Annotated in this window: 41 protein-coding genes and 1 tRNA gene; 22 read left to right on the top strand and 20 right to left on the bottom strand. The window is 57.6% G+C overall.

All coding sequences use genetic code 11. The features are described 5' to 3' along the window. Positions 1-73 precede the first annotated feature (73 nt). The 16 genes from LE197_RS12950 to LE197_RS12875 form a co-directional block, all read right to left on the bottom strand. Entirely contained in the window at positions 74-334 is a 261-nt protein-coding gene (locus tag LE197_RS12950; protein ID WP_226034072.1) for a hypothetical protein, read from the bottom strand. Next, positions 335-598 (bottom strand): hypothetical protein, encoded by a 264-nt coding sequence (locus LE197_RS12945; RefSeq protein WP_226034071.1) that lies wholly within the window; start codon positions 596-598, stop codon positions 335-337. Further along, positions 595-861 (bottom strand): hypothetical protein, encoded by a 267-nt coding sequence (locus tag LE197_RS12940; protein ID WP_226034070.1) that lies wholly within the window; start codon positions 859-861, stop codon positions 595-597. The genes LE197_RS12945 and LE197_RS12940 overlap by 4 nt, the downstream gene beginning before the upstream one ends. Further along, on the bottom strand, positions 854-2,467 hold the full coding sequence (locus LE197_RS12935; RefSeq protein ID WP_226034069.1) for a hypothetical protein: 1,614 nt from the start codon (positions 2,465-2,467) through the stop codon (positions 854-856). Before LE197_RS12935 ends, LE197_RS12940 begins: the two co-directional genes overlap by 8 nt. Beyond that, on the bottom strand, positions 2,464-2,670 hold the full coding sequence (locus LE197_RS12930) for a hypothetical protein (protein WP_003140732.1): 207 nt from the start codon (positions 2,668-2,670) through the stop codon (positions 2,464-2,466). The genes LE197_RS12935 and LE197_RS12930 overlap by 4 nt, the downstream gene beginning before the upstream one ends. Positions 2,671-2,873: 203 nt before the next feature. After that, a complete protein-coding gene (locus LE197_RS12925; RefSeq protein WP_226034068.1) occupies positions 2,874-3,236 on the bottom strand; it encodes a hypothetical protein in 363 nt (120 codons plus the stop codon). Beyond that, positions 3,233-3,877, bottom strand: a complete 645-nt coding sequence (locus LE197_RS12920) for a lambda exonuclease family protein (protein WP_033997144.1) — start codon at positions 3,875-3,877, stop codon at positions 3,233-3,235. Before LE197_RS12920 ends, LE197_RS12925 begins: the two co-directional genes overlap by 4 nt. Continuing rightward, a complete protein-coding gene (locus tag LE197_RS12915; protein WP_121142390.1) occupies positions 3,874-4,620 on the bottom strand; it encodes an ERF family protein in 747 nt (248 codons plus the stop codon). Before LE197_RS12915 ends, LE197_RS12920 begins: the two co-directional genes overlap by 4 nt. Positions 4,621-4,630: 10 nt before the next feature. Further along, complete coding sequence (locus tag LE197_RS12910; RefSeq protein WP_023081937.1) at positions 4,631-5,245, bottom strand: AP2 domain-containing protein; 615 nt, start codon at positions 5,243-5,245, stop codon at positions 4,631-4,633. Between the two features lie 8 nt (positions 5,246-5,253). After that, positions 5,254-6,318 carry a hypothetical protein gene (locus LE197_RS12905; protein WP_226034067.1) on the bottom strand — a complete coding sequence of 355 codons (1,065 nt, stop codon included), beginning with the start codon at positions 6,316-6,318 and terminating at the stop codon, positions 5,254-5,256. 41 nt (positions 6,319-6,359) lie between these two features. Next, complete coding sequence (locus tag LE197_RS12900) at positions 6,360-6,755, bottom strand: hypothetical protein (protein ID WP_003097963.1); 396 nt, start codon at positions 6,753-6,755, stop codon at positions 6,360-6,362. Positions 6,756-6,901: 146 nt separating this feature from the next. Beyond that, positions 6,902-7,039: a hypothetical protein gene (locus LE197_RS12895; RefSeq protein WP_226034066.1), complete on the bottom strand. Its 138-nt coding sequence runs from the start codon at positions 7,037-7,039 to the stop codon at positions 6,902-6,904. Continuing rightward, positions 7,036-7,206 (bottom strand): DUF1382 family protein, encoded by a 171-nt coding sequence (locus LE197_RS12890; protein WP_165948179.1) that lies wholly within the window; start codon positions 7,204-7,206, stop codon positions 7,036-7,038. Before LE197_RS12890 ends, LE197_RS12895 begins: the two co-directional genes overlap by 4 nt. A gap of 106 nt (positions 7,207-7,312) precedes the next feature. Continuing rightward, positions 7,313-7,678, bottom strand: coding sequence for a hypothetical protein (locus LE197_RS12885; protein ID WP_132450378.1), 366 nt, complete (start codon positions 7,676-7,678; stop codon positions 7,313-7,315). 570 nt (positions 7,679-8,248) lie between these two features. Continuing rightward, positions 8,249-8,512 carry a hypothetical protein gene (locus tag LE197_RS12880; protein ID WP_034027201.1) on the bottom strand — a complete coding sequence of 88 codons (264 nt, stop codon included), beginning with the start codon at positions 8,510-8,512 and terminating at the stop codon, positions 8,249-8,251. A 16-nt stretch (positions 8,513-8,528) separates the two neighbouring features. Next, positions 8,529-8,765 carry a DUF551 domain-containing protein gene (locus tag LE197_RS12875; RefSeq protein WP_226034065.1) on the bottom strand — a complete coding sequence of 79 codons (237 nt, stop codon included), beginning with the start codon at positions 8,763-8,765 and terminating at the stop codon, positions 8,529-8,531. Between the two features lie 1,522 nt (positions 8,766-10,287). Here LE197_RS12875 and LE197_RS12870 point away from each other — a divergent pair. Further along, positions 10,288-10,614, top strand: a complete 327-nt coding sequence (locus LE197_RS12870; protein ID WP_023120648.1) for a DUF1654 domain-containing protein — start codon at positions 10,288-10,290, stop codon at positions 10,612-10,614. Between the two features lie 52 nt (positions 10,615-10,666). On the opposite strand, the gene LE197_RS12865 is transcribed toward LE197_RS12870, so the two are convergent. The 4 genes from LE197_RS12865 to LE197_RS12850 all read right to left on the bottom strand — a co-directional run bounded on the left by LE197_RS12865 (position 10,667) and on the right by LE197_RS12850 (position 13,958). Then, the gene (locus LE197_RS12865; RefSeq protein WP_033945903.1) at positions 10,667-11,245 is read right to left on the bottom strand and encodes a hypothetical protein; all 579 of its coding nucleotides are present in this window, start codon (positions 11,243-11,245) and stop codon (positions 10,667-10,669) included. Between the two features lie 396 nt (positions 11,246-11,641). Further along, the gene (locus tag LE197_RS12860) at positions 11,642-12,175 is read right to left on the bottom strand and encodes a type II toxin-antitoxin system VapC family toxin (RefSeq protein WP_071536824.1); all 534 of its coding nucleotides are present in this window, start codon (positions 12,173-12,175) and stop codon (positions 11,642-11,644) included. After that, positions 12,165-13,001 (bottom strand): hypothetical protein, encoded by an 837-nt coding sequence (locus LE197_RS12855; RefSeq protein ID WP_033950304.1) that lies wholly within the window; start codon positions 12,999-13,001, stop codon positions 12,165-12,167. The genes LE197_RS12860 and LE197_RS12855 overlap by 11 nt, the downstream gene beginning before the upstream one ends. Positions 13,002-13,124: 123 nt before the next feature. Beyond that, positions 13,125-13,958 carry an XRE family transcriptional regulator gene (locus LE197_RS12850; protein WP_031657199.1) on the bottom strand — a complete coding sequence of 278 codons (834 nt, stop codon included), beginning with the start codon at positions 13,956-13,958 and terminating at the stop codon, positions 13,125-13,127. An 89-nt stretch (positions 13,959-14,047) separates the two neighbouring features. Between LE197_RS12850 and LE197_RS12845 the strand changes: the two genes are divergently transcribed. The 21 genes from LE197_RS12845 (at position 14,048) to LE197_RS12745 (ending at position 25,050) form a co-directional block, all read left to right on the top strand. After that, positions 14,048-14,227 carry a Cro/CI family transcriptional regulator gene (locus LE197_RS12845; RefSeq protein ID WP_023082532.1) on the top strand — a complete coding sequence of 60 codons (180 nt, stop codon included), beginning with the start codon at positions 14,048-14,050 and terminating at the stop codon, positions 14,225-14,227. Between the two features lie 32 nt (positions 14,228-14,259). Then, positions 14,260-14,604, top strand: coding sequence for a hypothetical protein (locus LE197_RS12840; RefSeq protein ID WP_034049497.1), 345 nt, complete (start codon positions 14,260-14,262; stop codon positions 14,602-14,604). A 128-nt stretch (positions 14,605-14,732) separates the two neighbouring features. After that, a complete protein-coding gene (locus tag LE197_RS12835) occupies positions 14,733-14,903 on the top strand; it encodes a hypothetical protein (protein WP_023464591.1) in 171 nt (56 codons plus the stop codon). A gap of 37 nt (positions 14,904-14,940) precedes the next feature. Further along, a complete protein-coding gene (locus tag LE197_RS12830) occupies positions 14,941-15,405 on the top strand; it encodes a YmfL family putative regulatory protein (RefSeq protein WP_012614004.1) in 465 nt (154 codons plus the stop codon). A gap of 193 nt (positions 15,406-15,598) precedes the next feature. Further along, positions 15,599-16,588, top strand: coding sequence for a replication protein (locus LE197_RS12825; RefSeq protein WP_096247743.1), 990 nt, complete (start codon positions 15,599-15,601; stop codon positions 16,586-16,588). After that, positions 16,585-17,925 (top strand): replicative DNA helicase, encoded by a 1,341-nt coding sequence (gene dnaB / locus LE197_RS12820; RefSeq protein ID WP_033946923.1) that lies wholly within the window; start codon positions 16,585-16,587, stop codon positions 17,923-17,925. Before LE197_RS12825 ends, dnaB begins: the two co-directional genes overlap by 4 nt. Next, a complete protein-coding gene (locus LE197_RS12815; RefSeq protein ID WP_034010407.1) occupies positions 17,925-18,611 on the top strand; it encodes a hypothetical protein in 687 nt (228 codons plus the stop codon). The genes dnaB and LE197_RS12815 overlap by 1 nt, the downstream gene beginning before the upstream one ends. A gap of 139 nt (positions 18,612-18,750) precedes the next feature. Beyond that, positions 18,751-19,233 (top strand): hypothetical protein, encoded by a 483-nt coding sequence (locus LE197_RS12810; protein WP_010792323.1) that lies wholly within the window; start codon positions 18,751-18,753, stop codon positions 19,231-19,233. 1 nt (position 19,234) lies between these two features. Next, a complete protein-coding gene (locus LE197_RS12805) occupies positions 19,235-19,435 on the top strand; it encodes a TraR/DksA C4-type zinc finger protein (protein WP_003140691.1) in 201 nt (66 codons plus the stop codon). Beyond that, positions 19,435-19,632: a ClpX C4-type zinc finger protein gene (locus LE197_RS37130; RefSeq protein WP_003140689.1), complete on the top strand. Its 198-nt coding sequence runs from the start codon at positions 19,435-19,437 to the stop codon at positions 19,630-19,632. The genes LE197_RS12805 and LE197_RS37130 overlap by 1 nt, the downstream gene beginning before the upstream one ends. Beyond that, positions 19,632-19,883 (top strand): hypothetical protein, encoded by a 252-nt coding sequence (locus tag LE197_RS12795; protein WP_003140687.1) that lies wholly within the window; start codon positions 19,632-19,634, stop codon positions 19,881-19,883. Before LE197_RS37130 ends, LE197_RS12795 begins: the two co-directional genes overlap by 1 nt. Beyond that, positions 19,876-20,463, top strand: coding sequence for a DUF1367 family protein (locus LE197_RS12790; RefSeq protein ID WP_003101074.1), 588 nt, complete (start codon positions 19,876-19,878; stop codon positions 20,461-20,463). The genes LE197_RS12795 and LE197_RS12790 overlap by 8 nt, the downstream gene beginning before the upstream one ends. Then, entirely contained in the window at positions 20,460-20,729 is a 270-nt protein-coding gene (locus LE197_RS12785; protein WP_034049883.1) for a hypothetical protein, read from the top strand. The genes LE197_RS12790 and LE197_RS12785 overlap by 4 nt, the downstream gene beginning before the upstream one ends. Then, the gene (locus tag LE197_RS12780) at positions 20,726-20,989 is read left to right on the top strand and encodes a hypothetical protein (RefSeq protein WP_226034064.1); all 264 of its coding nucleotides are present in this window, start codon (positions 20,726-20,728) and stop codon (positions 20,987-20,989) included. The genes LE197_RS12785 and LE197_RS12780 overlap by 4 nt, the downstream gene beginning before the upstream one ends. Beyond that, on the top strand, positions 20,986-21,210 hold the full coding sequence (locus LE197_RS12775; protein ID WP_042854107.1) for a hypothetical protein: 225 nt from the start codon (positions 20,986-20,988) through the stop codon (positions 21,208-21,210). The genes LE197_RS12780 and LE197_RS12775 overlap by 4 nt, the downstream gene beginning before the upstream one ends. Then, positions 21,207-21,851, top strand: a complete 645-nt coding sequence (locus LE197_RS12770) for a recombination protein NinG (protein ID WP_226034063.1) — start codon at positions 21,207-21,209, stop codon at positions 21,849-21,851. The genes LE197_RS12775 and LE197_RS12770 overlap by 4 nt, the downstream gene beginning before the upstream one ends. Then, on the top strand, positions 21,851-22,168 hold the full coding sequence (locus tag LE197_RS12765) for a hypothetical protein (protein WP_010792327.1): 318 nt from the start codon (positions 21,851-21,853) through the stop codon (positions 22,166-22,168). Before LE197_RS12770 ends, LE197_RS12765 begins: the two co-directional genes overlap by 1 nt. Positions 22,169-22,238: 70 nt before the next feature. After that, positions 22,239-22,925: a hypothetical protein gene (locus tag LE197_RS12760; protein WP_003140680.1), complete on the top strand. Its 687-nt coding sequence runs from the start codon at positions 22,239-22,241 to the stop codon at positions 22,923-22,925. Positions 22,926-23,829: 904 nt separating this feature from the next. After that, complete coding sequence (locus LE197_RS12755; protein ID WP_033942789.1) at positions 23,830-24,336, top strand: hypothetical protein; 507 nt, start codon at positions 23,830-23,832, stop codon at positions 24,334-24,336. A gap of 89 nt (positions 24,337-24,425) precedes the next feature. Then, positions 24,426-24,501 (top strand) — tRNA-Gly (locus tag LE197_RS12750). Between the two features lie 27 nt (positions 24,502-24,528). Continuing rightward, entirely contained in the window at positions 24,529-25,050 is a 522-nt protein-coding gene (locus LE197_RS12745; protein WP_057386052.1) for a hypothetical protein, read from the top strand. The last annotated feature ends 64 nt before the right edge of the window (positions 25,051-25,114 follow it).

Genomic DNA, 25,114 nt, shown 5'->3' with positions numbered 1-25,114 from the left:
TTAATCGCAACGGGCTCCCAGCCAACGCCGTTGTCCACATAATGGAACGGGTCGCACTTGCAGAATGGGCATTTCATGGCATCTCCCTGATCGCATTCTCGGTGTAAGCGGGTTGCGCGTATCCGGAGACAGTAAATGCCTGCGCTCCCTCTCCGGCGCGTTGAACCATCACAACAACACACCCACCATCGGCAATCGGGTATTCGGCGTTCTGTCGTTCATACCGCTCCGCCCATTCCCTGGCCGCTGCGGCATGGTCATAAGCGTCGCGGATGTGCATCGCGTCGTCTTCTTCATGACCGTAGTCAGGGCACCAAACTCGAAAGTCGCTCATTCACTTCACCTCGATTCCGGCTTGCTGGAGGATGACCTTGATCATCGACGCGTTGTAGATCGGCGTATCCTCGAATAGGTCGCCGGCATTCAGCTCAGGAGGCAACTCCACCCTCAAAGCCGCGCGGCTGGCTTGCCAGGTTTCCCAGCGCTGCGAGCATTGGCCTTGCCCATAGGCACCTTCGCCCAGGTCCTCGTTTCCCCGGGTGATATAGCCATGCTTGGCCAGATGCCACGCTTCAAACTCTTCTCGAATGTCGGTCATGGCCGAATCTCCAGGGCACCCTTGAGCAGCCAGCGGGCCAGACGCTCACGCCAAGTCATGAACCTGGACTTGCCGCGCGCATTGATGATCAGCAGGCCATCGCGCTTCTGGTGTACGCGAACCGCGTGGCTGTCCAGCATGTGCGATGCCTCATGCAGGACGTGCTTCGCCTCGGCCTCATGCTTCGGGCCGTTGTAGCTCAGGCACCGGGCGACTCCCTGGCACTTGCTTGCCAGCCTCGATTCGTAGTGTTCCTCACTCATGACCTACCTCCTTGCCGGCCGCGGCCGCGCGGTCCAGGCGCTCGATCTCGGCCAGGATCAAGGCGCCGGCACGCACGTAGTTGGATCGCGCGTCTCTCGGCTTCCACCACTTCGCCGAGAACGGCCAGATAGCTGGCGCCTCGTCGTTGGCTCCGTTGAGAATGTATGCCGCTGCGGCTCGCGGAAGTTCGGCGGCGCAATAGAGGTCGTCGTGCTCCGGTGTCCAGCCCTCGGCGGTGATCTGCCGGCGTCGCTCTGCCTGCACGTCGAGCCATGCTTGCGGCACTTCTTTTCCTGATACGAAGTCCTCAGCTCGAACCAGAAGCTCCGGCACGCAGTGCTGAGCCTGGGTGGTTTGTGCAGCCAGTTCCACGGCAGTGTCACACCCTGGTTCAGTGGTGAAGACTGCATTCTGCGCAGCTTTCAGCCTCTCCATTGCGAGAGAAATGGACCGGTCATAAATTTCTTTGTTGTCTGACTTGTCGCGGTCGCTGCGCATCCTATCAATGTCGCGTTCTACATAACAAAGAAGCGAATTCAGCAATGACCTAAGTCCTGCGACTTCGGCCAGGGCGGCGTCATGTGCCTCGCACTTTTCCAGCATGTAGCGCAGCGAATCCAGCAACTCTTCTTTGTCAGGGTTTATTCCGGTGTCATGGCCGATGGCTTCCCACGCCTCCAGAACGGTGATCACCTCGGAGCGGAACCCGGAATACCAGAGCTTTACCGCTTCTTCCTTGTGCAGCGGGTAGCCGAGCCCGGCTGCTTCAAGCTCGTCCTCGGTTGGCCCCTCCGGCCGCTCCGCCTCTGCCTGTTCCGCTTGCTCTGCCTGCCCTGGCGTTTCGAGCTGCTGGAGAGTCCGTTCGAATCGCTGCCATGCTTTTTCTATCATGCTATCCGGCACTTCGATTTCTGGAACATCAAGGCCAAGCAAGTCTTCACCCTGCTGGCTGATTTCCCAAAGTGCGGGGCTGCGCTGAACCCGGTTGAGAAGCCCTAGTTGGGTAAGTAGATCGAGCCAGTGCCTGCCGATATCGACGCCGCCAGAGTCGGAGTCCTCGGCGCACTCGTTGAAGCGGCGAAGCTTGGCCAGCACCTTCTCCGCGAAAGGCGGTAGCGTCGGGGAGGGTTGCGCTTGCGCAGTGACGCGCATATTTGGGCAAGGTAATCCGCTATTGCCGTGATAGCCTCCGCACGCAAGACAACGCATAGGGGAGGGTTGCGCCAGGGCGGCGCGGGCACGGGAAGCGTCGGCAGCGCATTCCGAGCAGAGCCCAGGTCCGCCGCACCGCATTTTCACTCCGTCAGCCCGTGGGAATACGTGGCCGTGCCCGACGTTTGTGCCCACCTGCTCTACCGGTGCCGGATGCGCCGGAGAGGGTTGCGCCAGGGCGGCGCGGGCTTGCCACCCCGCCCATGCATCATTGGTGAACTTGGCGTCCCAGTTCACAGCGATATGCGCCGGCATGCCGCAGTGCTTGCGCACGAAGAGTTCGAACGTCGCGCGCTCATCCACGCCTACCTGCTCTACCGCAGGATGTGCCGGGCACGGATGGACGAGGGAGCCGTCGCCAGAAGGGCAGGTGCATTCATTTGCTTTGTTCATGGGAGCTTTCTCCAGGCCTCGGTTTCGAGGTCAGAAACGGTTATCAGTCGGCGCCGGCGCTCGATGTTTTCGAGTTGCAGGACATTGCCCAGGCTGTCGATGACGACCCAGTGAATGCCGGTGGGAATGTGCAGGTAGCGTGCTGGCGCGGGGGAGCAGAGGGCGTTTATGCGGCGGACTGCGGGGCTTTCGTCGAATGGCATGGCTCATCCTCCGGGTAGACCCGAACGCCATCGGCGCCCTGGGCTTGGTTGATCGCTATCTGCCTCACCGCTCTCGCGAATAGCAGAATGTCGTCTGGGGTCATAAGCTGGCTTTCTTCAGGCCAGCCGGTGACCGTCACACCGCAAGGGCGGTGATTCGCTGTTAGCTGGTGCATGGGGTTATTCCTGTTTTGAGGGCGGCGCTAACGATGCCCAAATTTGATGCCGTGTTCGGCGGCGATCTTGCGGACAGTGGCGCGGTCGAGGTCCATTGCATCTGCGGTGGCAGAGATAGTCATGCCCTTATCCGCGCAGTAACGGACTGTTTGCGATAGCAGCCTGCGATTCTCTCGGCGGTTGCGTTCGAATGCGGAGTGTGCGGCGTCGGTCTGACCCGGCTTAGCTTTTCGTGCCGGTCTGCTGTTCGGCTGGGCGCCCCTGTCTCCCGACATGCCGATTGGGATAGATGCGATCTTTCCGCCGCCCGCCAGGAACGCATCTACCTGGCTGGCTATTTCGTCTCGATGCACATCTACAGGATGACGGCTGAAGTCGATCTGGCTCATGCCGCCTTCTCCCGAAGCTTTGCCTCGTACTCGTCGACCAGCAGCTTGAACTGCCACAGGTCTTCCTCCAGAGCTTCGATGTAGTCGTCGTCGCGCTTGAACTCTCGCCACCAGAGTTGACGGCCTACAGGCTCCAGTGCAGGGCAGTACATGCCGACGTGCCAGAACTTGCGGCCAGTGATCCACATGCATCCTTGAACCTGATCCATGATTCCGCTGGCGTCGTTGTCGATGTGGAAGGCGCGTAGCTTCTCGGGAGCGAGAAAGCACTTGTACTCGCTGCCGCCATCCTCGCCGATCAGTCCGTCAGCACTGGCGCCGAAACAGCCGTCGTCGGTTGTCACGAAGCCGGCGCGCTGGATGATCAGGCCTGTCTGAATCTCGTGCTCCATGCGGGCCTCTGGTTCCAGTTCGTGACCACGCTTCATCTGCCAGGTCTCGAATCCTCCATCTAGCGGCTGCCCGCTGATACGCTCAACGGCCAGCTTGAAGGCGTAATCCAGAGCGGCGGAAGTCGGCTGGCCTTTGTTGGCGCCAGATTTAAGCCTTGCGCGGGCATCGCCGAACATACTGGCGGTGATGCACCCGGCCCTGGCCTGGTGCCATTCGGGGCTTCCTTGGTCGCAGGTGATAATAATCATTTCTCTGTCCCCTCAAGAGCCTTGCCACGTTCGGCCGCAGCCGCTTTAACGCGCTCATAGCCAGTCGTGTCGCCGGCCGCGCGAAGCACCCCGACAGCCGCCTTCCAGATCGCGGCGAGTTCGTCCTTATCCTTGGCCTCGTCAATGCGCTCCAGAATGTCGATAACGACCTGCTGATCCAGAGCGGGCTGCTGCGATACGGCGTTGAACGCGTCATCGTCTTCGCCGTGGGTTGTGTAGTTGAGCAGGGCGCCTGCTGTGTAGCGCTTGCCGTAGCTGACCGAACTGGCCACAGCCTGGACGGCGTTCTTGTTGCCGCTGGTGTCTGCCGGAAGCAGCATCGAGGTGCGCTCGCTGTGACCGCCGCGGTGACTGAGGACGCCTTCAACTTCGACGCCTTTCTCATTGCGCGGGGTGCGGAATGTCAGGGCAAATCCGTGCTTGGCCAGGATCGGCTTTAGGCGCTCGTTGATGTCCTCCCAGAGCGCGTAGCTGTAGCGGCCATTCGCGTCTCCACGCTCCGCAATTGCGGGCAGTTCTTGCTGCATTGCAGCTAGCGCCTCGGTGTACTGCTGCTCTGCCTGTCTGGCCTGGAATCGCTCGTGCATCTGCATCAGCCGCTCCATCTTCTCGATGTCGCACGCAGGGTCAGCAGCGGCACGCTGGATAACCTGCAAGATGGTGGCAGACTCTCCTGCCTGAACGATTGGCGCCGACTCTTGGCGTTTGGCGATCTGGTTCATGTCGACCTCATTAGGAAGTTAAATATGAATTTGCGTATCTAGTCCGCAGTGCACGAGCTACGATGGGGTTTTTCTCAATCGAGGCGTACTCGCATGCCAGCTCATTCTTTCTAGCCTTCCATGCTGAGTGAGCTTCGTGTTCACTGTCGAAGTAACCGAGATTTTCAGTCTTCCCGCTGAATGGGTTTTTGCAGCGCGCATGGAATTTTTTTCGCCACTTATTCCAGCAAACACCTACCGCCCAGGGTCCTCGGCTTGATTTGTTTTCGGTCAGAAATGAGTTGACTTCGGAAGGCAGAAACACACATGTGTCTGGCCCATATATCTTGTTTCCAGGGACAAGAAGATCTTTATCTAGCTGCTTCCCTGCGTAGTCCTGCGTCATCATCCATGACCGGAACCCTGAGAAAACTTTCCATTCGGGAACAACCTCACAGCCCGCGTATGTCGGACATCTCTTCTGGAACTCCCTGCTGTAGCAGCGCTCGATAACATGCTTCCATGTCGAATAAATCGGGCAAACCCACACCTGTTTTTTTCGACCAGAGACCGTTTCATTTATCGTTACTGTGTAATCGGCGTCGTTTATTCCTACTCCGCTAACCAGAACAGATCTGTTGTTCATTCGCGACCTCAATAATAAATGTGGACGCCAGGAATTTTCCGTTGGGCTATCAATGTGACCGCCCGTCTCGCGGATGACTCATCCATGCCACCAGCGACGAACGCCGCCAGCGCTTCGTTGTTGATGGCTTTCTTGTGGGCCTTGTCGGCTTCTCGGGCTGCTGCCTCGCGCTCGATCCTGACCTGCTCGTCTGCCTGCCGTTGGCGCTCTGCGGCAGCGGCTTCTTCGGCGCGCCGATGTGCATCACGCTCTGCTTGTTCTGCGCGCTGCTTGGCTTCAATGGCTTCGCGTTCGGCGCGCTCGGCGGCAAGCTTAAGTTCAAGTTCGCGGCGCTCTGCTGCGGCCTGTGCTTCGGCTTCACGGCGTACTGCGGCGTCGCGTTCTGCCTGGGCCTTGGCCTCTTCCTGACGCCGTGCCTGCTCTGCTGCTTCGCGGGCAATGCGCTCCTCGCGCTCTTTCTGCTCGCGTGCTGCTGCTTCGGCGCGCAGGCGTTCCAGTTCGGCCTGCTCGGCTTCGAACTTCTCACGGGCAACCAGGGATTCTCGGAGAGCGATCAAAGCCTCATCTTTGGCGCGAGCAGCCTCTGCCTCGAACTCTTCCCAGGCTTCGCTGATGGCCAGGCCTTCCAGCCAAGCTATGTTGGCCTTGAGTTCGGCCGAGTCCAGGTCGCGGCATTCCAGGCGCAGGTTGATCTTGTCGATCTCGCCCTGATGGCGAGCAACCCGCGCCGCTTCCGCCTCTTCCCACTCTGTCAGCGGCTTGCGAACCTCAGCCTGCCAGCTGTCCAGCAGATCGCGCATCCGCTTACGCTCGGCATCGATCTTCTTCGGAACCTCCTTCAGCTCAGCGACCAATTCCTTGCCCACGTTGTCCAGCGCCGTCTTGGAGCGGGCTACCTTGTAGGCGATGGAAGCGATGGCTTCTCGACCCTTGCGAGTGCTTACGTCCGGCACGAATGAGTCGATCTCTTCGCGAATCTTGGCCAGGAAAGGATCCAGGCCATTGGCTGCCGAGTAGACTTGCAGAGCGGTTTCTTTGGCCGGCACTTCGACCAGTTGGGTTTCTGCGGACATGAGTGATCCTCGCCGCGCATGCGCAGCCAGTGAAGGGAGGGTTAGGCGGTTGGTGTTTCTGGCTTGCTGAAGGTGCGGATAGTCACGGTCTTCTGTTCCTCAACGCAGTCAAGGAAGTAAGCCTTATCCATCCAGTCGATGGCCTCTGGCTCGCCGTGCTTTCCGCCACCATACCAGTAGGTCCAGCCGACCCATTGGCCATTGACCTGAGTGGCGACTGATTTCGACTCGTAGTGACGCGAGTAATCAGGCTCGATGTTCGTCTCGACGTCACCCACACGAACTTCGCTTCTGGCATCCCAGTGGGCGTCTTGTTCGACGAGGGCGTCATAGCGCGCTTCAACCTCATCAGGCGAAAGATCGCTCTGGAGTTCGGCGTTGTCCCAGCGTGCAGTGGTTTGGAGGATGGCGAGTTTGATGAACTGTTCGGGAGTCATATCGTTCTCCAGGTAGAAGGGGAAAGGCGCTTACGGCGCCACTCGGCAGCGTCACCCCTGCGGGATAGTTGCTTGCGCTAGAAGCCGCTGCTGCGGGTGTTTTCTTCATGCCGCCCACCGCCCGCTGGGGAAGCCGCAGTTATCCCCTATGGGCCTGCTGCGGACAGGTGCGTAGCTTCTGCGGTGATGATGCCGCCCCAGATCGGGCCGGCTGCCAGGATGAAGAGGTACAGCAGTCCGCCGAAGAGGCTGCCGAGCCAGATTGCTGTGCGTCGTGGGTTCATTCCTCTTCCTCCTCAAGCTTTGTCAGCCGAGCCAGCATTTCACTGGTTAGCTGCTCATGGTCCTCTTGGCTAAGGACAGGCATGGGCACGAACAGAACGCCCGTATTTTTGAGCACCTGGGCGGCCTCTATGGCCTTGCGAAGTAAATCGACTGGTGCGCGCTTCATAGTCCCGCTACCTCAACAAACGCCACTGCGAAGGCCAGAATGCTGCCCAAGAAAAAGGCCGCGAAGAACGTTGTCTTGGCGGCCTTGGTCAGATCGATGGTGATCGTCATGTGCGTCTCTCCCTAACCATTCGTTCAGCGTTCTCGATAAGCTTGGATTCGAATGCGCGGAACCAGATGCGTTGTGCCAGTTCCAGATCGCCACGGCGCACTGCAAGCAGTAGCTGAGTCATCGGGCACTCTTTGCTGTCGACCTCTGCAAGCCACTCAGGGACGAATCCGGCGAATCCGTAGACCGTAAACTCAGGTCCGATAAAGGGCCTTTCTTTCCGATCATGGAACGGCACGCAATCACCGTCCTCGCAGTTCAACAGCTTGCCGACTTGCTCAGTGACATACTCGCGGTCGCCTTCATCGTCGGGCGGTAGCGCGTTGTCCCAGCGTTCCTGGGCGTATTTCAATGCGGTGTTCATGTTTCACCTCGCGTTCGCGTGCATGCGGCTGCCCTGGTCTTGGATGGATACCCACCTACACAGCCGGATTAGGTGGCAATCAGTGGGCGCCAGGGCATGCGCATACAGGCGATGGAAAGTGAAAGCCCGGCAACGTCTGCGCCGGGCTTTCTGATTGGCGTGTTGTTTTTGGCGGGAAGCGATGCACCGGATTGCATTTGGCTCCCCGGTGGTACATCGCCCTAACCAATGCCGACGCATCGGCCTGCCAGCGGTTCGGGTACGCCATTCAGGTTGCGCCGATTCCGGCAGCGCAAATGAAAGCGTGATCCCGATCAGGATGATCAGAAGCATGTCGATTCCTTGGCGAAAAAATGCCCGGACTTGCCGGGCTAAGAGGGGTAGGGTGGGGATGCCGGAGCTGATCCCGGCCTCTGCGTGGTCCGCAAATTGCAGGTGCGTTGAACAGTCGGTGAAGTGCCGAAGCATCTAGAGCCCGACTCCCGCAGTGCTCTAGGGACTGCCCGCCTGCACGGGTTCCCTATCGTTAGCTTGTCAGCACCAAGCGTACATCCCCATTGAAGGGTGGCGTTAGGCGGTGGCCTTTGCGATTGCGGCTCGGGCTTGATCGGGAACATCGTCCGCAGAACAGAGCGCCGTGATCTGCTGGATGCAGGATTGAAGAGCCTCAAGCAGCTCGGGCGCGGCCTGCATCAGTTGTGCAACAGCTTCAAGTTCAGACTTTGGCGTGTGAGCGCCATGAATCTGAGCAGAAAACCGGTTGAAGTTGTGAGGGTTCAAGGCATAAACGGTCGTTCCGTCTCGATACCAAGGACCTGGCGTATGCTTGCTCATTCTGTTCTCCTGCCTGTCAGGCGTTTAGGTCTGGTAGGCTCATCCAGCGAAAAGGAACTTTCATGTCGTAGTCGTAACTATCAACAACCCATCCTTTTCTGTTATCCCAGTATAGAGCTGAGGTAGCGAACCCCCACCTTAGGCCATGATTTGCCAGCCCCAATACGCCGACACCTGCGCGTTCAGATCCATCAACTAAGACAGGAACATCGGGTTCTGGAAGTTCTTCTTTACAATCGATCCACTCACTCATCTCTCACCTCACCAATACATAGTCAGAAACAGAACCACGAACAGCGCTGCGAACTCGCCAAGGTCTGGCATGGATTCCTCTCTTACCCGGGGCTTGTGATTGGCTGTATGGGGGAGTGGTCTGGCCGGTGCTGATATCCGGCATTGGTCGGCTCAGTACTGAGGCATACAGGTGCCGATTCCATGAGCATGCGCATCAGCCTGCGCATTCAGACCGCTCCCCTCATGACTCCAAGTGAATGCCCTGCGGGAGGGGCGCATCTCAACGATTTAGCGGTAATTTCGGAATTTCCGAATTTCCTGCTGTGCCACACAAAAGTCTGTTTCAGCTTGACTTCTGGTAGCCCTGATAGGGGCATCATCCGCATGGGTAGATGTAAATCCGACTGGTCCTAGTGGGTTGAATCGCCCAACCGCAATGGCAGCATTTGAAGGGTGTGTCTGTAGGCATTCGGGGCAAATTTTTGTTGCCATGGCTTGCTCCTGGTTGTCATCCCAAAACGCCCGATCTCTCAGGCGCTTCAGCGATGCTTTCCCGCCGCGCTCAGCAATCTGGCGTCTCGCGCGGCGTAGTGCTGTCCTCACCACTACCGATGGCAGCTCGGACTCGATGTGTTTGGCCTTGGGCTTCCCTCGCAGCGCCTTCAATCGGCATACAGCGCTGGTCATGGGGTATCAGTGTTACTCCGCGCTTGAGTGCAGCCCGGCGGCCCGTTGAGTAGGGCACGTACGCGCGGATTGCCGACCCGTGTCGTCGGCTGGGCTTAGTGCTTCATGGGCTGGTTCCTCCTATTGGTGTCATCTCGGTCGCTTCTCCTTGTCGGGGTTCGTTCCCACTCCTGCGTTCGCCTGCTGGGCTTCTACAACCCGCGGGTGGTGCTGTCCTCACCACTGCCGATAGCAGCTCGGACTTGATGTGTTTGGCCTTGGGCTTCCCTCGCAACGCCTTCAATCGGCATACAGCGCTGGTCGTCGGGGACGGTGTTTCACTCCACGCTTGACTACAGCCCGGTGGCCTGGTGAGTAGGGCAGGTATGCGTGGGTTGCCGATCCGAACATCGGCTGGGCTTAGTGCTTCATGGGCTGTTTCCTCCTATTGGTTGTGTTCACCGCAAGCCTTTGCGAGGCCTGTCCGCTGTGCCCAGGAATGCGCCAATTCATGGCCCGAGCAGGGAGCGTTAGCAGTGCAACCCTCAGCCCGCTTTGCGCTATCTGCTCGATGTTCTGAGCTGAGGGAGCGCGACGCCTGGCGTTGAGTTGGCCGGGATTACCCGGCATCAGCAGTCGTGTTTATCCACCGTCGCTCAGTCGCGGTGACCTGCGGCTGTCGGGACTGCGGTGGGGTCTGACTTGTTAAAGAGCGGTCGGCTCGGTGGCCTGGCCAGCGGTGTTGCGCCTTCGCTGTATTGCTTGTGCTGTTCGCAAGCCGGCTTGCATTTATAAAAGCATGCTTGTTTTTAGAATGCAAGCAATCTTGTGATGATTTTTAATACTGTATGAATGAACAGTATAAGGAGGGGCTTATGGCCAAGCAGAAGAAAGCGCAGCAACTCCAGCAGGAACTCACGGCTGCGGATCGCCTAGGACTGAGGGTATCGGCAATGATCAATGCGCCGAAGGCGCAGCTAGAACGCGCGGTGACTGTTCACCGGCTAGATACTGATACGGACGAGGCGTGGGAGGCCGTGATGGAGCTGATTGCGGAGGAGGATGGAGTTGAGCTGATTTTCAACGATGATGGCTCAGTGACCTTGCGGTGGGCGCTTAGGAACGAGGGTGAGCATCAAGCTATCTGTCCCGAGGTTGAGCCTGTGGAAGAGGGCGCGGAAGAGGATGAGACCCCATTCTGATTCCATGAAAAAGCCCGCGCTAAGCGGGCTGCGCGATCACGTTCAGGGGAGGCTAGAGCTTGGAGGCATCACTCTTGGTTTTTTCAGCGGCGGCCCGAGAGTTGGCCTCTGCGGCCGGCTTGTTGAGCACTATTGCGCCGAAGGTATTTATGTCTGTCGAGAATCGCTCAAGCGTAATGCTGACGCGCGCACCATCCCATACCAGAGTGTCGTTGGTGAAGGATGCCCCGGCCTTGGTTTTCACTGATGGTGCGGTGCGGGATGTGGGCTTTCCGTATTTCTCGGTGAAAAGCTCGGTCACTTTATCGAAATCATCGGTATTACCCGTAAGCATGAAGTATTCCACCTGGCTTTCGTTCAGCTTGGCGGAAAGGTGGTAGTTGTATCGAAGACCGATCGAGGGCTTTCCCTCAATCGTGTAAAGATTGCCATATGGTTTTTCCCGGCAAAGCTGTGTCTGCTGGAAACCAATCACGCCTGGCGCGCACTGAGGGAGCGCCATGATGCTGCTACTTTCGAAGGTCAGACCAAGGAAACTTGATGGCTCATGGGTCCATGCCTTTGCGGATGGCTTTGCGGCAAAGGCCGAACCTGATGCGAGGATAACTGCAAGGATGACTGCTGACTTCATAGGTACCTCCCTGTGAATTGAACCGCCATCCTACCACCCTGGCTCGTCGCCATCACGCGGGCGCGGACCTGCTCAGGTAGGCTCAGGATTCGGTGTCAGGCGGGAGGGCAGCGCTGGGGCGAGTTCAGCGCCTGGGCATGGCTATCGTCAGCTCAGCGCAGAGCCGGGAGGGAAGGGCAGGAACGAAAAGGCCGCGCCGGGGAAGGTTCCGGCGCGGCCTGGTCGTTTCGGTGTTGTGCCTTCAAGGACGCCTGAATGTATCAAATGTGCGGATGATGTGAAAAGGCCGCACTGGAATCGAGGTGCGCCCCGTGCCGGACTGCTGCCTTGCCAGGGCGGCGGAGGGAATCTGTCAAAGGCTTCGGAGCCGTAAAGCCCCGCAGGTGCGAGGCTAAGTCAAAACATTGAAACCCCTGGGAGCCCAGTGGATGGGCGTTCGATTCGCACAGAATGCAGACCGGCTATTGGATAAAAATCACTAACAGCTGTCATTGCAAGTTCTTGCTTCCTCGCTTTATTCCTAGAGTCAAGAGTAATTAAAATATCTGACTTTACAACCATTGCAGATGTGACATGGATAGCGTCAGCAGGACTGATAATATATTTTTCTAGGCCGCGTGACTTTCCATTGGTGTAGCAATGCTTGCGCAGGATTGCTGCGCTCCTTGCAACTCCCTCATTCGCGTTAACGAGCTGGAAGTTGCTACGCTTGATCATGCTCTCAAAGCGATCTCTGACGGCGTCTGATATTTCTGCCGACAAGACCTCCATAATGCCGATTGTCGAAGTGACAAGCGTAATTTCAGCTCTGTCAAATGCGCCAGCTTGAGAAACCAGAGCGTCAAGTACTCCTGGTCCATGATTTTCAGACTTCAGAAGTGCTAAAAACGCCGATGAATCCCAGTACACGATCGACTGCTTACCAGCCACTACGCAGCTCCCTTACATAGTCTTCGGCGCTCTGATCACCTGTAGCATCAGGCGCGGATCCCTTCATTTCCGCGAGCGATGGCAGGTCGCAGTCTTTTGGATGGATCTTGATGTCCTTGACTTTTATTTCAAAAGGCCAGAAGTCGTCGTTATAATACTTAAGCTCGCCTTCAACGGTAGCATTATGCTCAACTGCTGCTGCCGCTTTTTCTAGAAGCTCTTGCGTAAATATGCACTTAATTTCGATACCGCCAATAGGCGGGACTATCTTGAAGTAGTATCTATTATTTATGGCGGAATATTGTTTTACTATGCCTTTTAGGCTTCCAGTCTCGCGCCTGGTATTTGGCATGGCATCTTCGAATGCTTGGGCGGTGTTCGCATCCAGATGTATAGTCTTAATGCCGATGCCATCAAGCCATATCCTTGTGAAGCGCTCACCGATACCGCTTGCAAGCTTCTTCAAGTGTGCAATTAGCTTGGCCTTTTCAGAAGTTACTATTTCTGTTCCAGACCTGACTCCGTCAATGAAGCGTGTTAGCTCATCAATGACGCTCTCTGCGTTTATGGCGCTATCTACTTCGCCAACCCCGCGCAGGCCTATCATGGCAGGGCTGTTATGGCTGAGTTCGCTCACAACAAAATCAAGCTTGCTTCGCTTACCGTGAGCTAGCAGGTGCTCGGTTTCGCTAAGCGCAGCCTTCAAGCATGCAAGCTTTTCGATGAACGAGCCAAGGCGGACGTCCCCGCTTAGGTCGTCAATTCCTTCCATGTGTAACCTGAGCACCTTTCCAGGGGCTGCTTGGTCAAGGCTGTTTCTGTCCATGTGCTGATTCTATCGCACCAAGCCCTTGGCTCCCATAGCTGGCTCATTCCCCCATGATCCGCCCATAGCTACAGATCCCCACCCCTCCAGATGACCTTGCCTATGATGCGGTGCCTCTGCCCATCACAGCCTTTTCGCGTTCCAGACCAGCAACACTCTGGCCTGGATGTAGGTTTCATCCACTCGAATATCCTCTGGAGGGTGGCTTGTATTGTCCGAGATCATCTTGAAGTGGTCTGACCCTTTCAACTGTAGGCGCTTGATATAGAAGAGTCCCTGCCAGGTGAACGCGTAGATACCGTCGCCGGTGAACTCGCGAATGCTGGCATCGACGATTAGCGGATCTAGGTTCTGGATGGTCGGGGCCATCGACTGTCCGTCGCCAGTGATTATCTTCAGATGTGATGGATCCTTGTACTTAACGCCAAGTTCGCGCAGATGCTGCTGGCTGACCGTGACATCGCGGAACATCTCTGGGAAATCTTGAACAACCTTTCCATTGCCCATCGCCCCCTGAACATCGTAATGAGCGATGCGAATCTCATCGCCCACCAGTGGCTTGCGGGAGAAGTCGGCGATGATCACATTGTCTGCGGCCTCCACCACGGGCTGATCATCCAGAGTGTCTAGCACTGCCTGCTCCAAGCGCTGCTGCTGATCGGGACGAAGCTTTTTGCCTTGCAACATTTGAAGGAACTTCTCTGCCGCACTGCTCGTTGCTTTTCGTCTAGGTGGCTCTCCTGAACCAGATAGAAGCCAGTCCACCGTCGTGTCATAGCCCTCGGCCAGAGCGGTCAAATTTTCATTTCTGATGTTTTCAGTGTCGCCGGCAAACCATTGCCTCACGGCCTCATAGCTGATGCCGCACGTGTTGGCGATATCTCGCTTTACCCCGCGGGGGCCGATCTCCGGCTTTCTGGCGAGTACGAGCTTGGTAATCCGGTCTGTGGTTTTCATGTTGAGAAATCTACAAGGTAGCTTGCCAAGCATGCTTGCTTTGTAATTGCAAGCATGCTTGAATTGGTGCGAGTGAACTGGAGTCGCCTATGACCAAGACCCAAGTGATCAGCCACTTCCGCGGCGTTTCGAAGGTAGCCAAAGCCCTCGGCATTACCTATGAGGCGGTGCGCCAGTGGCCAGAAGAAATTCCAAAACTCCGCCAGTACGAGATTGAGCGCATTACGAAAGGCGCCCTGAAGGTCGCTACTGAGCAGTCCGCCGCCTAACCCGATCCAATCTACCGGCCGGGAGGCCAGCCATGACCGAATTCATGCAAATCCTGATCTTTGGGACCTCGTTGGCGATGGCCTACTTCCTGGGCGCCACCTCGTCGAGGAAGAGCTCCAGTGAAATCCGGCTGATCGACAAGTGGCCAACGGCCTACATCCAGTTCGACTCAGGCATGAGCCAAGAGGATGCGCTGCGCTTCCTTGAGCTGGCCCGCGAAATGGTTCTGGCCGGGCCAGAGAAAGTGACTGCCGAGAATGCGCTGAAGGATGACGAGGAGAGCCGAGACGCTTTCTGGGCGCAGTCTCTCAAGACTGGTTTGGCCTCGTTCGAATCGCGTTCCAAGTCTTCACATAGCCCTCGAGACCCCCAATGACTTCGTCCGGCAGTTGCGAGTACGCCAAGAACGATCGCATGTGCGCAATTTCGTTATCGAACCCGTCGAGAACCCTCCCGAGTTCCGCAGGTGTTAGCGAGCGTGCCATTGCCATAAGGAAGGCGTTGATGCCCATCAGTTCGCCTTTCTGCGCGTTGATCGTCGCAACGATCTTGTCGATTTCGTCAGTCATGTCCGGCCTCCGCGGCCTTTTCGTGTGGAAGCAAAAAGCTACCACGGTTGCGCCGGACTCCACATTCGAAGCGCTGGCTTTCGCCGTCCCCTCAATTCACGGCTGACAGCGTATAGCACCGACCTCAAGGGAAGAACTAGAGCATGAAAACGCCCGTACTAGAGACCCGCAGAAAGGTAATGACCACGGTAGCCAATGCCTATCCGGGAGGTCGCGATTGCGCTGCTGCGCGTCTGGGGATTCCGCTCAAGCGCCTGGAAAACCAGATGTACGAAACGGCGGGCGTGAAGCCCCTGAGCGACGGCGACCTGCACGTCCTGGAGCAGGAGATGGGGACTTCCTATCTGCCGGACTACATCTGCGCGATGTACGGGGGAGTGTTTGTGCGGACGCCGGAAGCGGGCGATCTGGACAACGTAGACCTGCACCACCGTTCGCTGCGTACAGCGGTTAAGCGTGGCCGGGTTGATCAGATGATCGCTCTGGCCCTGGAGGACGGGGAGATCAGCGCTGACGAAGCGAAAGAGATTTTGGCCTTGCATGCCAAGCACATGGCCGCCAGGCATGAAGAGGTTCGGGCCGTGCTCGAACTGCACAGGGCGAAGTGACTATGCGCTCTCGTCTCACGAGCTCTGACTACGCCGCAATGGCTAACGCTGCTGAAGAGCTGGCGGATATGGGTTCGAGTGAGTGGAGGCGCAGATACAACAAAGCCCTGAGCGACTACTACAGGGCTTTGTCGGTGCGTGGATCGGTGGCAGCCGAATCACGCGTGGGAAATAGCAAACGGACGGACCGAGTATGAGCAATATCGTTTCTTTACGCAACACCGGGGGGTTTACCCGGATGGAAAACAGCTTGATGGAGTCGCTGGCCAAGGTTGACTTGCCTGCCCGCGAGTTCCGCGTACTTTTCGCGATATGCCGCCAGACGATTGGGTATCAAGTTGAGGCAAAGCGCCTAACCGCCGACGAGATTGGCGCGCTGACCAACATGCGCCGCGACGTTGTGTCCAAGGCGATCAGCCATCTGCTGGAGAGGCGCATCCTGTTCCGCATCGGAGGAAGCCGTGGCGAGCTTGGTGTTTCTCCTTCCAGCGAATGGGTATTCCACGAACAGAAGAAAGACAGTCTCAGTGAGACCAAATCATCTCACTCAGACAATGTGATCTCAATCGGCGGAAAGGTGAGTGAGACCAAAATTGCTCACTCCCTTCTCTATACAAAGAAAAAAGATCTACCCCCTGAAACTGTTCCTTCGGAACAGATTTCCGCCCCCCAGGGGGCCGATCACCAGCCCGTCGAGAAGTCCAATGGGGTTTCGTTCGATGGTGAGGACTTTCAAGTCGAACCAGCCCTGATTACCAAATGGGCTAAAGCGTATTCTCCGGTTGACGTTGAGGCGGAGATTGCTCGGGCTGCTGTGTGGGCCGCTGCAAATCCCCGCAAGGCCAAGAAGAACTGGCGCATGTTCCTGGTCAAATGGCTGGCAAGGAGCGCCGAAAAGGCCGTGAGCGAGGCTGGCGTTCCTGTCGACAAGATCATCGACCTGTACCACCGCTCCTGTCCGAACCTGCCGGCCGTTTCGGTGGCTGGTGACAAGGTTCTCCGCGCCCTGATCGTCGAGCGCTGGAACGAGAGCGATAAGCACCAGGCGAGCCCGCTGTGGAAGACCGTGTTCGAGCGGGCCAATCGCTTGAGCCAGGTCTGGTATCGCGGAGCCAATGTCATGCCGCGCCTTGAGGTGATCTGCTCGCGTGCCGTGTTCCGACAGTTGGAGGAGCAGGCATGATCGAACTTCACAGCCTGGAGGCGGAGCACGGCGTGCTTGGCGCCATGCTCAAGCAGCCTCATCTGATCAGCGTTTTGTCGGAAGAGCTTTCCCCTGATGCGTTCGCATACAGCGTCAACGCAGACCTGTACCGGCTGATTCTTGATCTCGAGTCCGCCGGCACGCCGATTGACATCATCACCCTCGCAGAGGCCAAAGAGTTCCTTTGCGACGACACGCGCACGATGGCTTACGTCGGAGAAATTCTAACCAACATCGTCAGCGTGGCGAATGCCAAAGAGTACGCGCGGATCGTTCGTGAGCGAGCTATCTCGCGCCAGATAGTTGATGTAGCCAGCGGGATCGAGGAGGTTGCCCATCAGAATTGCTCAATCGAAGACAAGATCGCTCAGGCTCAGGCCCTTGTACTCGGTTTGGATGCGGGTGGTACTACCGGTGAGTGCCAAATGGTTGGAGACATTCTGCGCGACCACGTAGAGGTACTTCAGGAGCGCCATGACCGAGCGCAGAAAGGCGATATGTTGGACGGTTTGAGCACTGGGATTCCCGACCTAGACCAATATACGCAAGGCCTGAAGTCTGGACAGATGATTGTCATTGCTGGCCGCCCTGCAATGGGTAAAACCACCCTGGCAATGAATATCGCAGCAGACGTGGCCATCAAGCAGGGAAGGCCTGTTCTGGTGGTCAGCCTTGAGATGACAAAGGCTCAATTGATGGATCGCCTGATCGCGGCTGTCGGAGGCATCTCTCTGCAAAACCTGAAAGATGGTTCCTGCACTCACAAAGATTACACCGAGCTCAACGCGGCAGTCCTCAAGCTCCGGGACGCAAAGATCGCCGTGAGCGACGTGCCTGTAATGACGATGCCACGCATACGGTCCATCGCCCGCCGACAGAAGCATCGCATGGGCGACCTGGGGCTGATCGTCATCGACTACCTAGGACTCGTAGAGGGCGATGGCAAGGGTCGTGTAGATGACGTAACCACCATGTCGCGTCAGATGAAGCTGTTGGCAAGGGAGATTGGGTGTCCTGTGCTTCCCCTCTGCCAGCTCAACCGAGGGTGCGAGTCTCGCCCCGACAAGCGTCCGGTCCTCAGCGACCTGCGCGAGTCCGGCGCCATTGAGCAAGACGCCGACATCGTCATGTTCGTGTACCGCGATGAAGTCTATTTCCCGAACAGCGACAGGAAGGGTATCGGCGAAATCCTGATCCGGAAGAACCGGGACGGAGAGATCGGCAGCGTATTCACCTCCTTCCAGGGTAGCAAATCCCGATTCGTCCCGCTTGCAAGCCACTACCGCGAACAGCCCGAGCAGAAGGAGGACTGGTGATGAAAGGTGATGAAAGGCGGCGGACTATCTATCAGCACCAGGGATACAAACTGCGCTCCTACACCGAGTTGATGTGGGCTCGACTCATGGACGCGGCGGACATCTTCTATCTCTACGAGCCGCATCTTATTCAAGTCGAGGGATGCAAGTACTTGCCGGATTTCTACCTTCCAGCGGCAGATATCTATCTCGAGGTCAAAGGCACGCGACCGACCGAGATTGAGGTGGCCAAAGCAGATCAGACGCGCAAGTCCACGGGGCGCCCAGTGGTATTTCTGGTTTCCAGGCCACAGAGCGACACGCGCGGGTTCATGAATTGTTACCTGCTGGTTCCGCGCAACGAGGAGTGGGTGGAAATGTCGCTTGATTGGTTAGGTCAGATATTTCTTACAGCCGCGGGGGAGGGCGCATGGCTCAAGGCAATTCTATCGGTCCGTGAAGACATTCTGGATTGCCTGCGTCCAGCTAGCGAAGTCGTTGATGAGGTCCTGCTCGAAATGATGGGCAGGAGTGAGGCGGAGGACTACCTCCGGCTTACCCATAGGCGAACCAACGATGATCGTTGCTCGGTTGATCGCGAGCTGTCTATGTCAGATCGAGGCATCGCTTGGTGGCGCAACCGTTACTTCCCGGCCGTTATGGAGTGCGCAGAGTCCGATCCAGAAGAGATGAGGGCCTCCAAATGAAACGCTCTTGGACCGTAATCGTAGGCGCCAAGCGCTTCACGATGATCTTGATGGAAGACTGCGACCCGGTTGATGTCGTGAAGAGCATTTGGCCGGAGGGGAGGGTTGAACAGTGACTCCCGCAAAACAGGAATCCCTCATGCAGGGCCAGACCGGAATCGCGAAGAAGGTCTACGAGTGCGTACCGATCTCTGAGCCCTGGCGTTCGTTCCAGGTGCTCACCGCACTTCGCAACATGACCGGAAGCACGCCGGACGTTCGGATTGTCCAGGGCTGCCTGCGCGATCTAGTCGATTCCGGACTGATCCGCCGCACTGGTACTGACCACTACCAACGAATCCAAGTCGAGAAAAAGACCAAGCATCAGGAGCCGAAGATGGCGGAGCCCGCGAAGAAGATCGAAACCCAGTCCGAGCCGAAGCGCTCCGCCTCCCCGCTGGAGATGCTAGGCGAACTGGCAAACGAGCTCGCCGGCATGGCCGAGCACATGAAGCGCCTGTCTGATCGCATCGAGGACGTCGCGCTGGCAGTCGAGCAGGAGCGCGAATCGAGCGCCAAGTCGATGGAAAGCTATCGCCAACTCAAGGCACTGCTGAAGAGCCTGCAAGGGGAGGGCGAGTGACATGGATATCGTAGACATCGCCAACGATTACGCCGAGCGTGAACTCGCTGAACGCCTGTACTCCCGAGTCAAGTACGTCGGCGAGAGCCTGTCCGAATGTGAAGACTGCGGCGAGGAGATCCCGGTAGCGCGGCGTTCGATCATCCCTGGCGTTCGTAAATGCCGGGACTGCGCTGAACGGGCTGAGCGGAGGGCTGTGTAATGAGCGAGAAAACTCACTATTGCTCGTTCTGCGGAGAGTCCGAGCACGACCTCAAGGCTCTCATCAAAGGCCCATCGGCGCTTATCTGCGATGCGTGCGTCGCGCTGTGCGTGGACCTGCTCGAGGACAAGGGGCACTGGCCGCCAGCTGCTTGCAGTTCTGAGGTTCCCGGCGCCAAGCCGGAGGAGGTCGAGTGATGCCGAACTATCGCAAGCCGGACATGTACTCGGACGCCGATTGGGAAATGGTTCAGGGCTACATGGCCGGCAAGGACGGCCTGCGCGCCCAGCGCTCGACGGCTGCCTACATGCATGGCTATCGCAACGGGGTTTCTGATCGGACCGGAGTCCCGCATGAGCGGGCAGAAGTTCTTCGCCGTCGCGCAGAGATGATCCCTGGCATCACGCCCGATAAAGTTTGGTTCCAGGGGAGGGTAGGCCGTGGCTGAACTCGCCCTTATCCGTACCGCCCAGGGATTGGTTCCGGCCACCGAGGCTGACCGTGAAACTGTCCAGAAGTGGAAGGCCGGCCAGGTCGTCCATGGAAAATTCACTCGGATGCGCAACGCCAAATTCCACGGGAAGTTCTTCGCGATGCTGGATTTGGCGTGGGAGTACTGGGAGCCGAAAGGCGGGCTGGTGCCGCGCCAGGAGATGCGCGGTATCCGCGGGCTTGCCAAGTACTTCGAGGATCTGAATGGCCGCCCTGGCCAGTTGCAGAACGCCGTCGCTGCGTATATCGCCAAGCTTGAGGCTGATCGCGCCGACCGCTTCCCCGCAGTCGAGAAGAGCCGAGAGGCTTTCCGGGAGTGGATCACCATCGAGGCCGGGCACTTCCACCTGATCCACACGCCTGACGGCGTTCGCAAGGAAGCCAAGTCGATCAGCTGGGCCAGCATGGACGATACGGCCTTTGAGCCTCTCTATCGGGATGTGTTCGCGGCCTGCTGGCGGCTGGTCCTTTCCTCTCACTTCGAAACCGAGGCTGACGCCATGGCGGCGGCTGATCAGATGGGGACTTTCGCATGAGCAAGTTCAAGGCAGGAGACCTGGCGCTTGTGATCAATCACACCTTCCCTCCGGTGGTTGGAACCTGCGTTGAACTGATCAGCCGCCATTTGGTTGGGCCGGTTGATCGTAGCGATCCGATGGACCCAGGAGTTTATGAAACCCCTGACGGCGAGCCGGTGTGGGTAGTGGACGATCAAGGCGCCATCGTTTGGGAGAAGTGGCTCATGCCGCTTCGGGGAGACTTCCAGCCCGAGCAGAAGAAGGCGAAGGAGGTGGAGGCATGAGCAAGTTCAAGCCTGGCGATCTCGCTCTTAATCTGCAAGACATCCCCAGCTGCATCAGTGCGGGAGTGGTAGTCGAGTTGATGTCTCGACTTGCCCCTGGTGATCTGTTTGCCGAAGACGGCCAGACCTTTCGGGTGATTCGGCCAGCTTGGTGGGTGCTCCATGAAGGAGACCGGCTCTACATACCTGAACGGTATCTCATGCCCCTGCGCGGCTACTTCCAGCCCGAGCAGCAGAAGGCGAAGGAGGAGGTGGCTTGAATACTTTCATCGGCATCTGCCTAGGCTTTTTCCTGTGCATGTTCTTGAACGCTGCCATGCGCAATGAACGTGACAGCACCGATGCGCCTGGTGGGCGCAGTGGAATGCGCCTGCACACCGACCACGCTACTGGCTTGCAGTATCTCAGCGTTCCAGGCGGCGGTATTACCCCTCGTCTCGGACTGGATGGGAAGCAGATGCGCGCGGATGGTGCCGAATGACGCCCTCCACCCGTCAGCGCAAGCCCAGGAAGTGCCAGAACCCTGCATGCAGCCAGGAGTTCACCCCTCGCTTCAGCAGCACGCAAAAGGTCTGCTCGCCAGCCTGCGCCCTGGCCATCAAGGACAAGCACGCCAAGCCGGCACGGAAGGCCATCGCTGACCGCGAGCGGAGGGAGATCAAGGTTCGGAAGGAGAGGCTGAAGACGCACAGCGACCACATCAAAGATGCAGAGAAGGCCGTTCGGGACTACCGGCGAACCTACGAACTTTCCATCGGCAGCGGCTGCATAAGCTGCGGCAAGTCTCAGGCCGAGGTACTGGCCGAACAAGGCTGGAAGACTGGAGGTGCATTCGACGCAGGGCATTTTCTCGGCAAGGGGGCAAGGCCCGAGCACCGCCTGGAGCCATCCAACATATGGCTTCAATGCAAGGCCTGTAACGCCGGCTCCAGCAAGTACGCCAGGAAGGGGCTTACCGTTTCCCAGGGCTTCCGTGAGGGCTTGATCGAACGCATCGGCCTGGAAGCTGTAGAGGCTCTGGAAACCGATCACCGTCCCCGCAAGTACACCAACGACGAACTGAAGGCGATCACCGCCGAGTACCGCGCCAAGCTGCGCGAGCTGAAAAAGAGGACTGCCTGATGAAAACCACCATCTCGATCATCATCAGCATGACGCTGAGCCTTTCCCTGCTGTCCGGCATCGGCCAGCTATCGCAGTTCGCCTTCTACGTCTGCGTCATCATGAACGTTCTTTCCTGGATCGGGATGCTCCTCGGCATGGTCAAGGACGAGGTCAGTGCGCGCATCCGCCGGACCTTCTGGATTCAGCTCCTACCATCCATCTTCTACGTCTATGCCCTGATCTTCAGCGGGCATCCAATGCTTGGCGCCTCCGCCTTCATGGTGCAGTTCCTGATCGTCGCCACCGCCTTCTGCAAGGAGGCAAAGCCGGCATGACGCTAGCCGAATACATCGCCCAGCAGTGGGCAATCCTTCGTGAATACGGGCTGATTAAGGGGGAAGGGAAATGAATCTGAACAGCGCACGCATTGCCTGGCACGATGCGTTCTATACCCCTTGGAACAGCGGCATGGCTGAGGCGGCGGAGCGAGCTGCTCTTGGAATTGTCGAGGCTGGCGGATATGTCCGGCGCCGTATCACCGAGATCGATGATGATGGGGAGGCTGTCTCCTACAGCCAGCACGCCTTCGTGCCAGGAATCCACCAGACCAGAACTGAGCGCGACATTAGCACTCCTCGGGCTGTTCATCAGGCGCTCGCCGGCGTGATTCAAAAGGCGATCGATACCCTCCCGGCGCATCTGAAGGTGTTCGGCAATCACATGTACAGCCCTATGGCTGGCGAAGACGACAAGGAGGCTGCGGAAGAGATCGTGTTCAGGGTCGCTTACGAAACCGGCCCAAGGATGTACACGAAGAAATTCGAGAAGGCGCGCTATGTCGCTGCGGGAGTCTTGTTCCGGTACCGTCGCATGCACCAAGGCGGCCAGAGCGAAGGCGTTGATCCCTGTCCAAGCCCTGAGTCGTTCCGCGCATGGCTGCTCCAGATTCACGGACTTGAGCTGTCGTCAGAGCAATGGACCAGGGAGTGGGAGGGATTCATTCAGTCCTGTTTTGATGCCTGCAATGACCTCGACAAGGCAGCGCTTGTGCCTGTCTCTTCGGCGATAAAAATGATGAAAAATGCTGCTTGACGACAAATGTCCGGCTGAGGCAGACTTATCTCCATCGTGACAAATTCGCCTCTGGCGAAAGTCACCACCGAAGCCCTGGCATCTGCCGGGGCTTTTTGTTTCGACGCAGGGTGGAGAAGCGGTAGATGGAGAAGGAGTGCACCAAGTGCGGCACCCTAAAACCATTGGCCCAATTCCCTCTCAGAGGTGAAGGTCGTCGGCATTCCCAATGCAACGCCTGTAAGGCTTTCGCTACAAAGCTGCACTACCAGAGAAATAAAGAGGCGTATGTGCGACGGGCGAAAGCCAGAAAGTCAGCACTCAAGGATGATTTTAGAAAGCTGGTTGACGACCTTAAAAGCCATCCGTGCGGCGATTGCGGCCATAGCTTCCCGCCATTCGTGATGGACTTCGATCACCGCGAAGGTGAGTTGAAGATTGATAATGTTGCGAATCTTGTTGCCAGCCCTCACAGCATGAAAAAGCTGTTAGAGGAAATAGCGAAATGCGATCTAGTCTGTGCAAACTGCCACCGAATCAGGACGCATGCGCGCCGCCACAAACCAGCACCTAGCGCATAAGTCAGCCCTTGCTACCAAATCCTTCTGGGTTGCGACTACGCGGCCGGGATCGCCTTGGACACGCAGGCGTTAAAGTGAAGTGGGAGCCGGTGGAAGCCCGGCACGGAGTGAATGCGCAGGCTGATGCGCAGCAAGGAATACCCGACTGGATACGATGCTATCCGACACCGCCTTAAGTGGGGGTGACAGCAGGGCCAGTCATGCCGGAGATCAGCACCGGCCACTCCAATAATTCAGAGCCCAGCCTAGCGCTGGGCTTTTCATTTCAGCGGCTAGGGTCATTCCCGAAAAGCAGACTGCTCCACTGCCTGCCGCACCTACCCTGGAGCATTTCGGAGCAAGACATGAGCGACAAGGTTGAAGAGGCCGTGAAGGCCGTTATCAATGGCGTTATCGGTGGTGATGCGGTTGCTTTCGCGCGCGGCTTGCGGAAGCTGTCGGAGGCAAGCCCACGCCGGTTCCTCGAGGTCGGCTCTAAGGTTCTCAATCCGTCACGGAATGAGTACGTTCACTTCCCGGAAGTTGACCCCCTGTTCGCATTCGACGATACGAAGGTATACGGAGCAGTGCTCACTCCCGTGCCGGATGACTCATTTATTTTATTTTCAATGAAGGTTCATCTCTCTGGCTCAGGCCTTGACCTGGACGTGGCCCAAGAGATGGTTCGCAAAGAGCGGGCCGAACTCGACGCGCGAGGCGCTGCCGTGATCGAGAATACGAAGGTGGCGATCGACTCGGCACTGGAAGTGCTATCGGGTCATTCCAATGTTGATCGCAAAGCGCTTGCATATGCGCGAGACGAACTCGAACGAGGTATTGTCATGCTGAGGGGCGCAGTCGCCGCGAAGTAACCCTAGAGCCCGCTCATGGGCGGGGCTTTTCGTTTCCGCCCGGCTCCTTGCTCTGCGGGCGTGACGCCGGCTAGTCCGGCACCTATTCCGCGGCTCTAGCTCAACTGGCAGAGCGCTGTCCTTCCAAGCCAGATGTTGCGGGTTCAAGTCCCGCGAGCCGCTCCATGCACATAGATGTCAGGGTGACATATCATGGCCATTCTCGTTGATCTGCTAGAGGATGGCGTGATGACTGATTTTCTCGAAATACGTGAGGCATACACGAAGTACAAGGCCGCTCAGGACGCCTACTGGTCTGACCTTCAGAAGAAGGCGTGGGCCATCTATATTGGATTCGAGCGGCATCTCCGTCTTGACCAGCACAAGGTGACGGTTCCCGGCGAGGATGCGCAGCCTTATGTCCAAGTCGGCAGCATGGATGGAGACCGCTTCGTAAGGGCTCTGGCCCCTCAGTTCAGCGGAGCGGATGGAAAGGTGGAATTCACGATCAGCCTGTTGGTTGACGAACACCCCAGCTCCTACCCCAAAAAGAGAATCCTTATTCAGGCCTCTATCGGAAAAGAGTCGGGCCGGTACATGGTGGAGATTAAAGGCAGGTCGGGGCCTATCACTGTTTCCATTGGGCCTGATTTCCCAAGCGATCAGCTTGGCGATTTGTACGAAATGATCGCTAGAGACGTGATCGCGTCGATGGACCCATCGGCATTCGCCTAGGTTACATCTGAAATTCTAAGGCCCAGGCAATGACCTGGGCTTTTCTGCATCTGGAGTACGTGAA

It is taken from the genome of Pseudomonas sp. PS1(2021), from assembly GCF_020405165.1.
In the GTDB taxonomy this organism is placed as follows: Bacteria; Pseudomonadota; Gammaproteobacteria; order Pseudomonadales; family Pseudomonadaceae; genus Pseudomonas; species Pseudomonas aeruginosa.
Note: the sequence above shows the minus strand (reverse complement) of the source record. Positions and strands in the feature narration are given on the sequence as shown.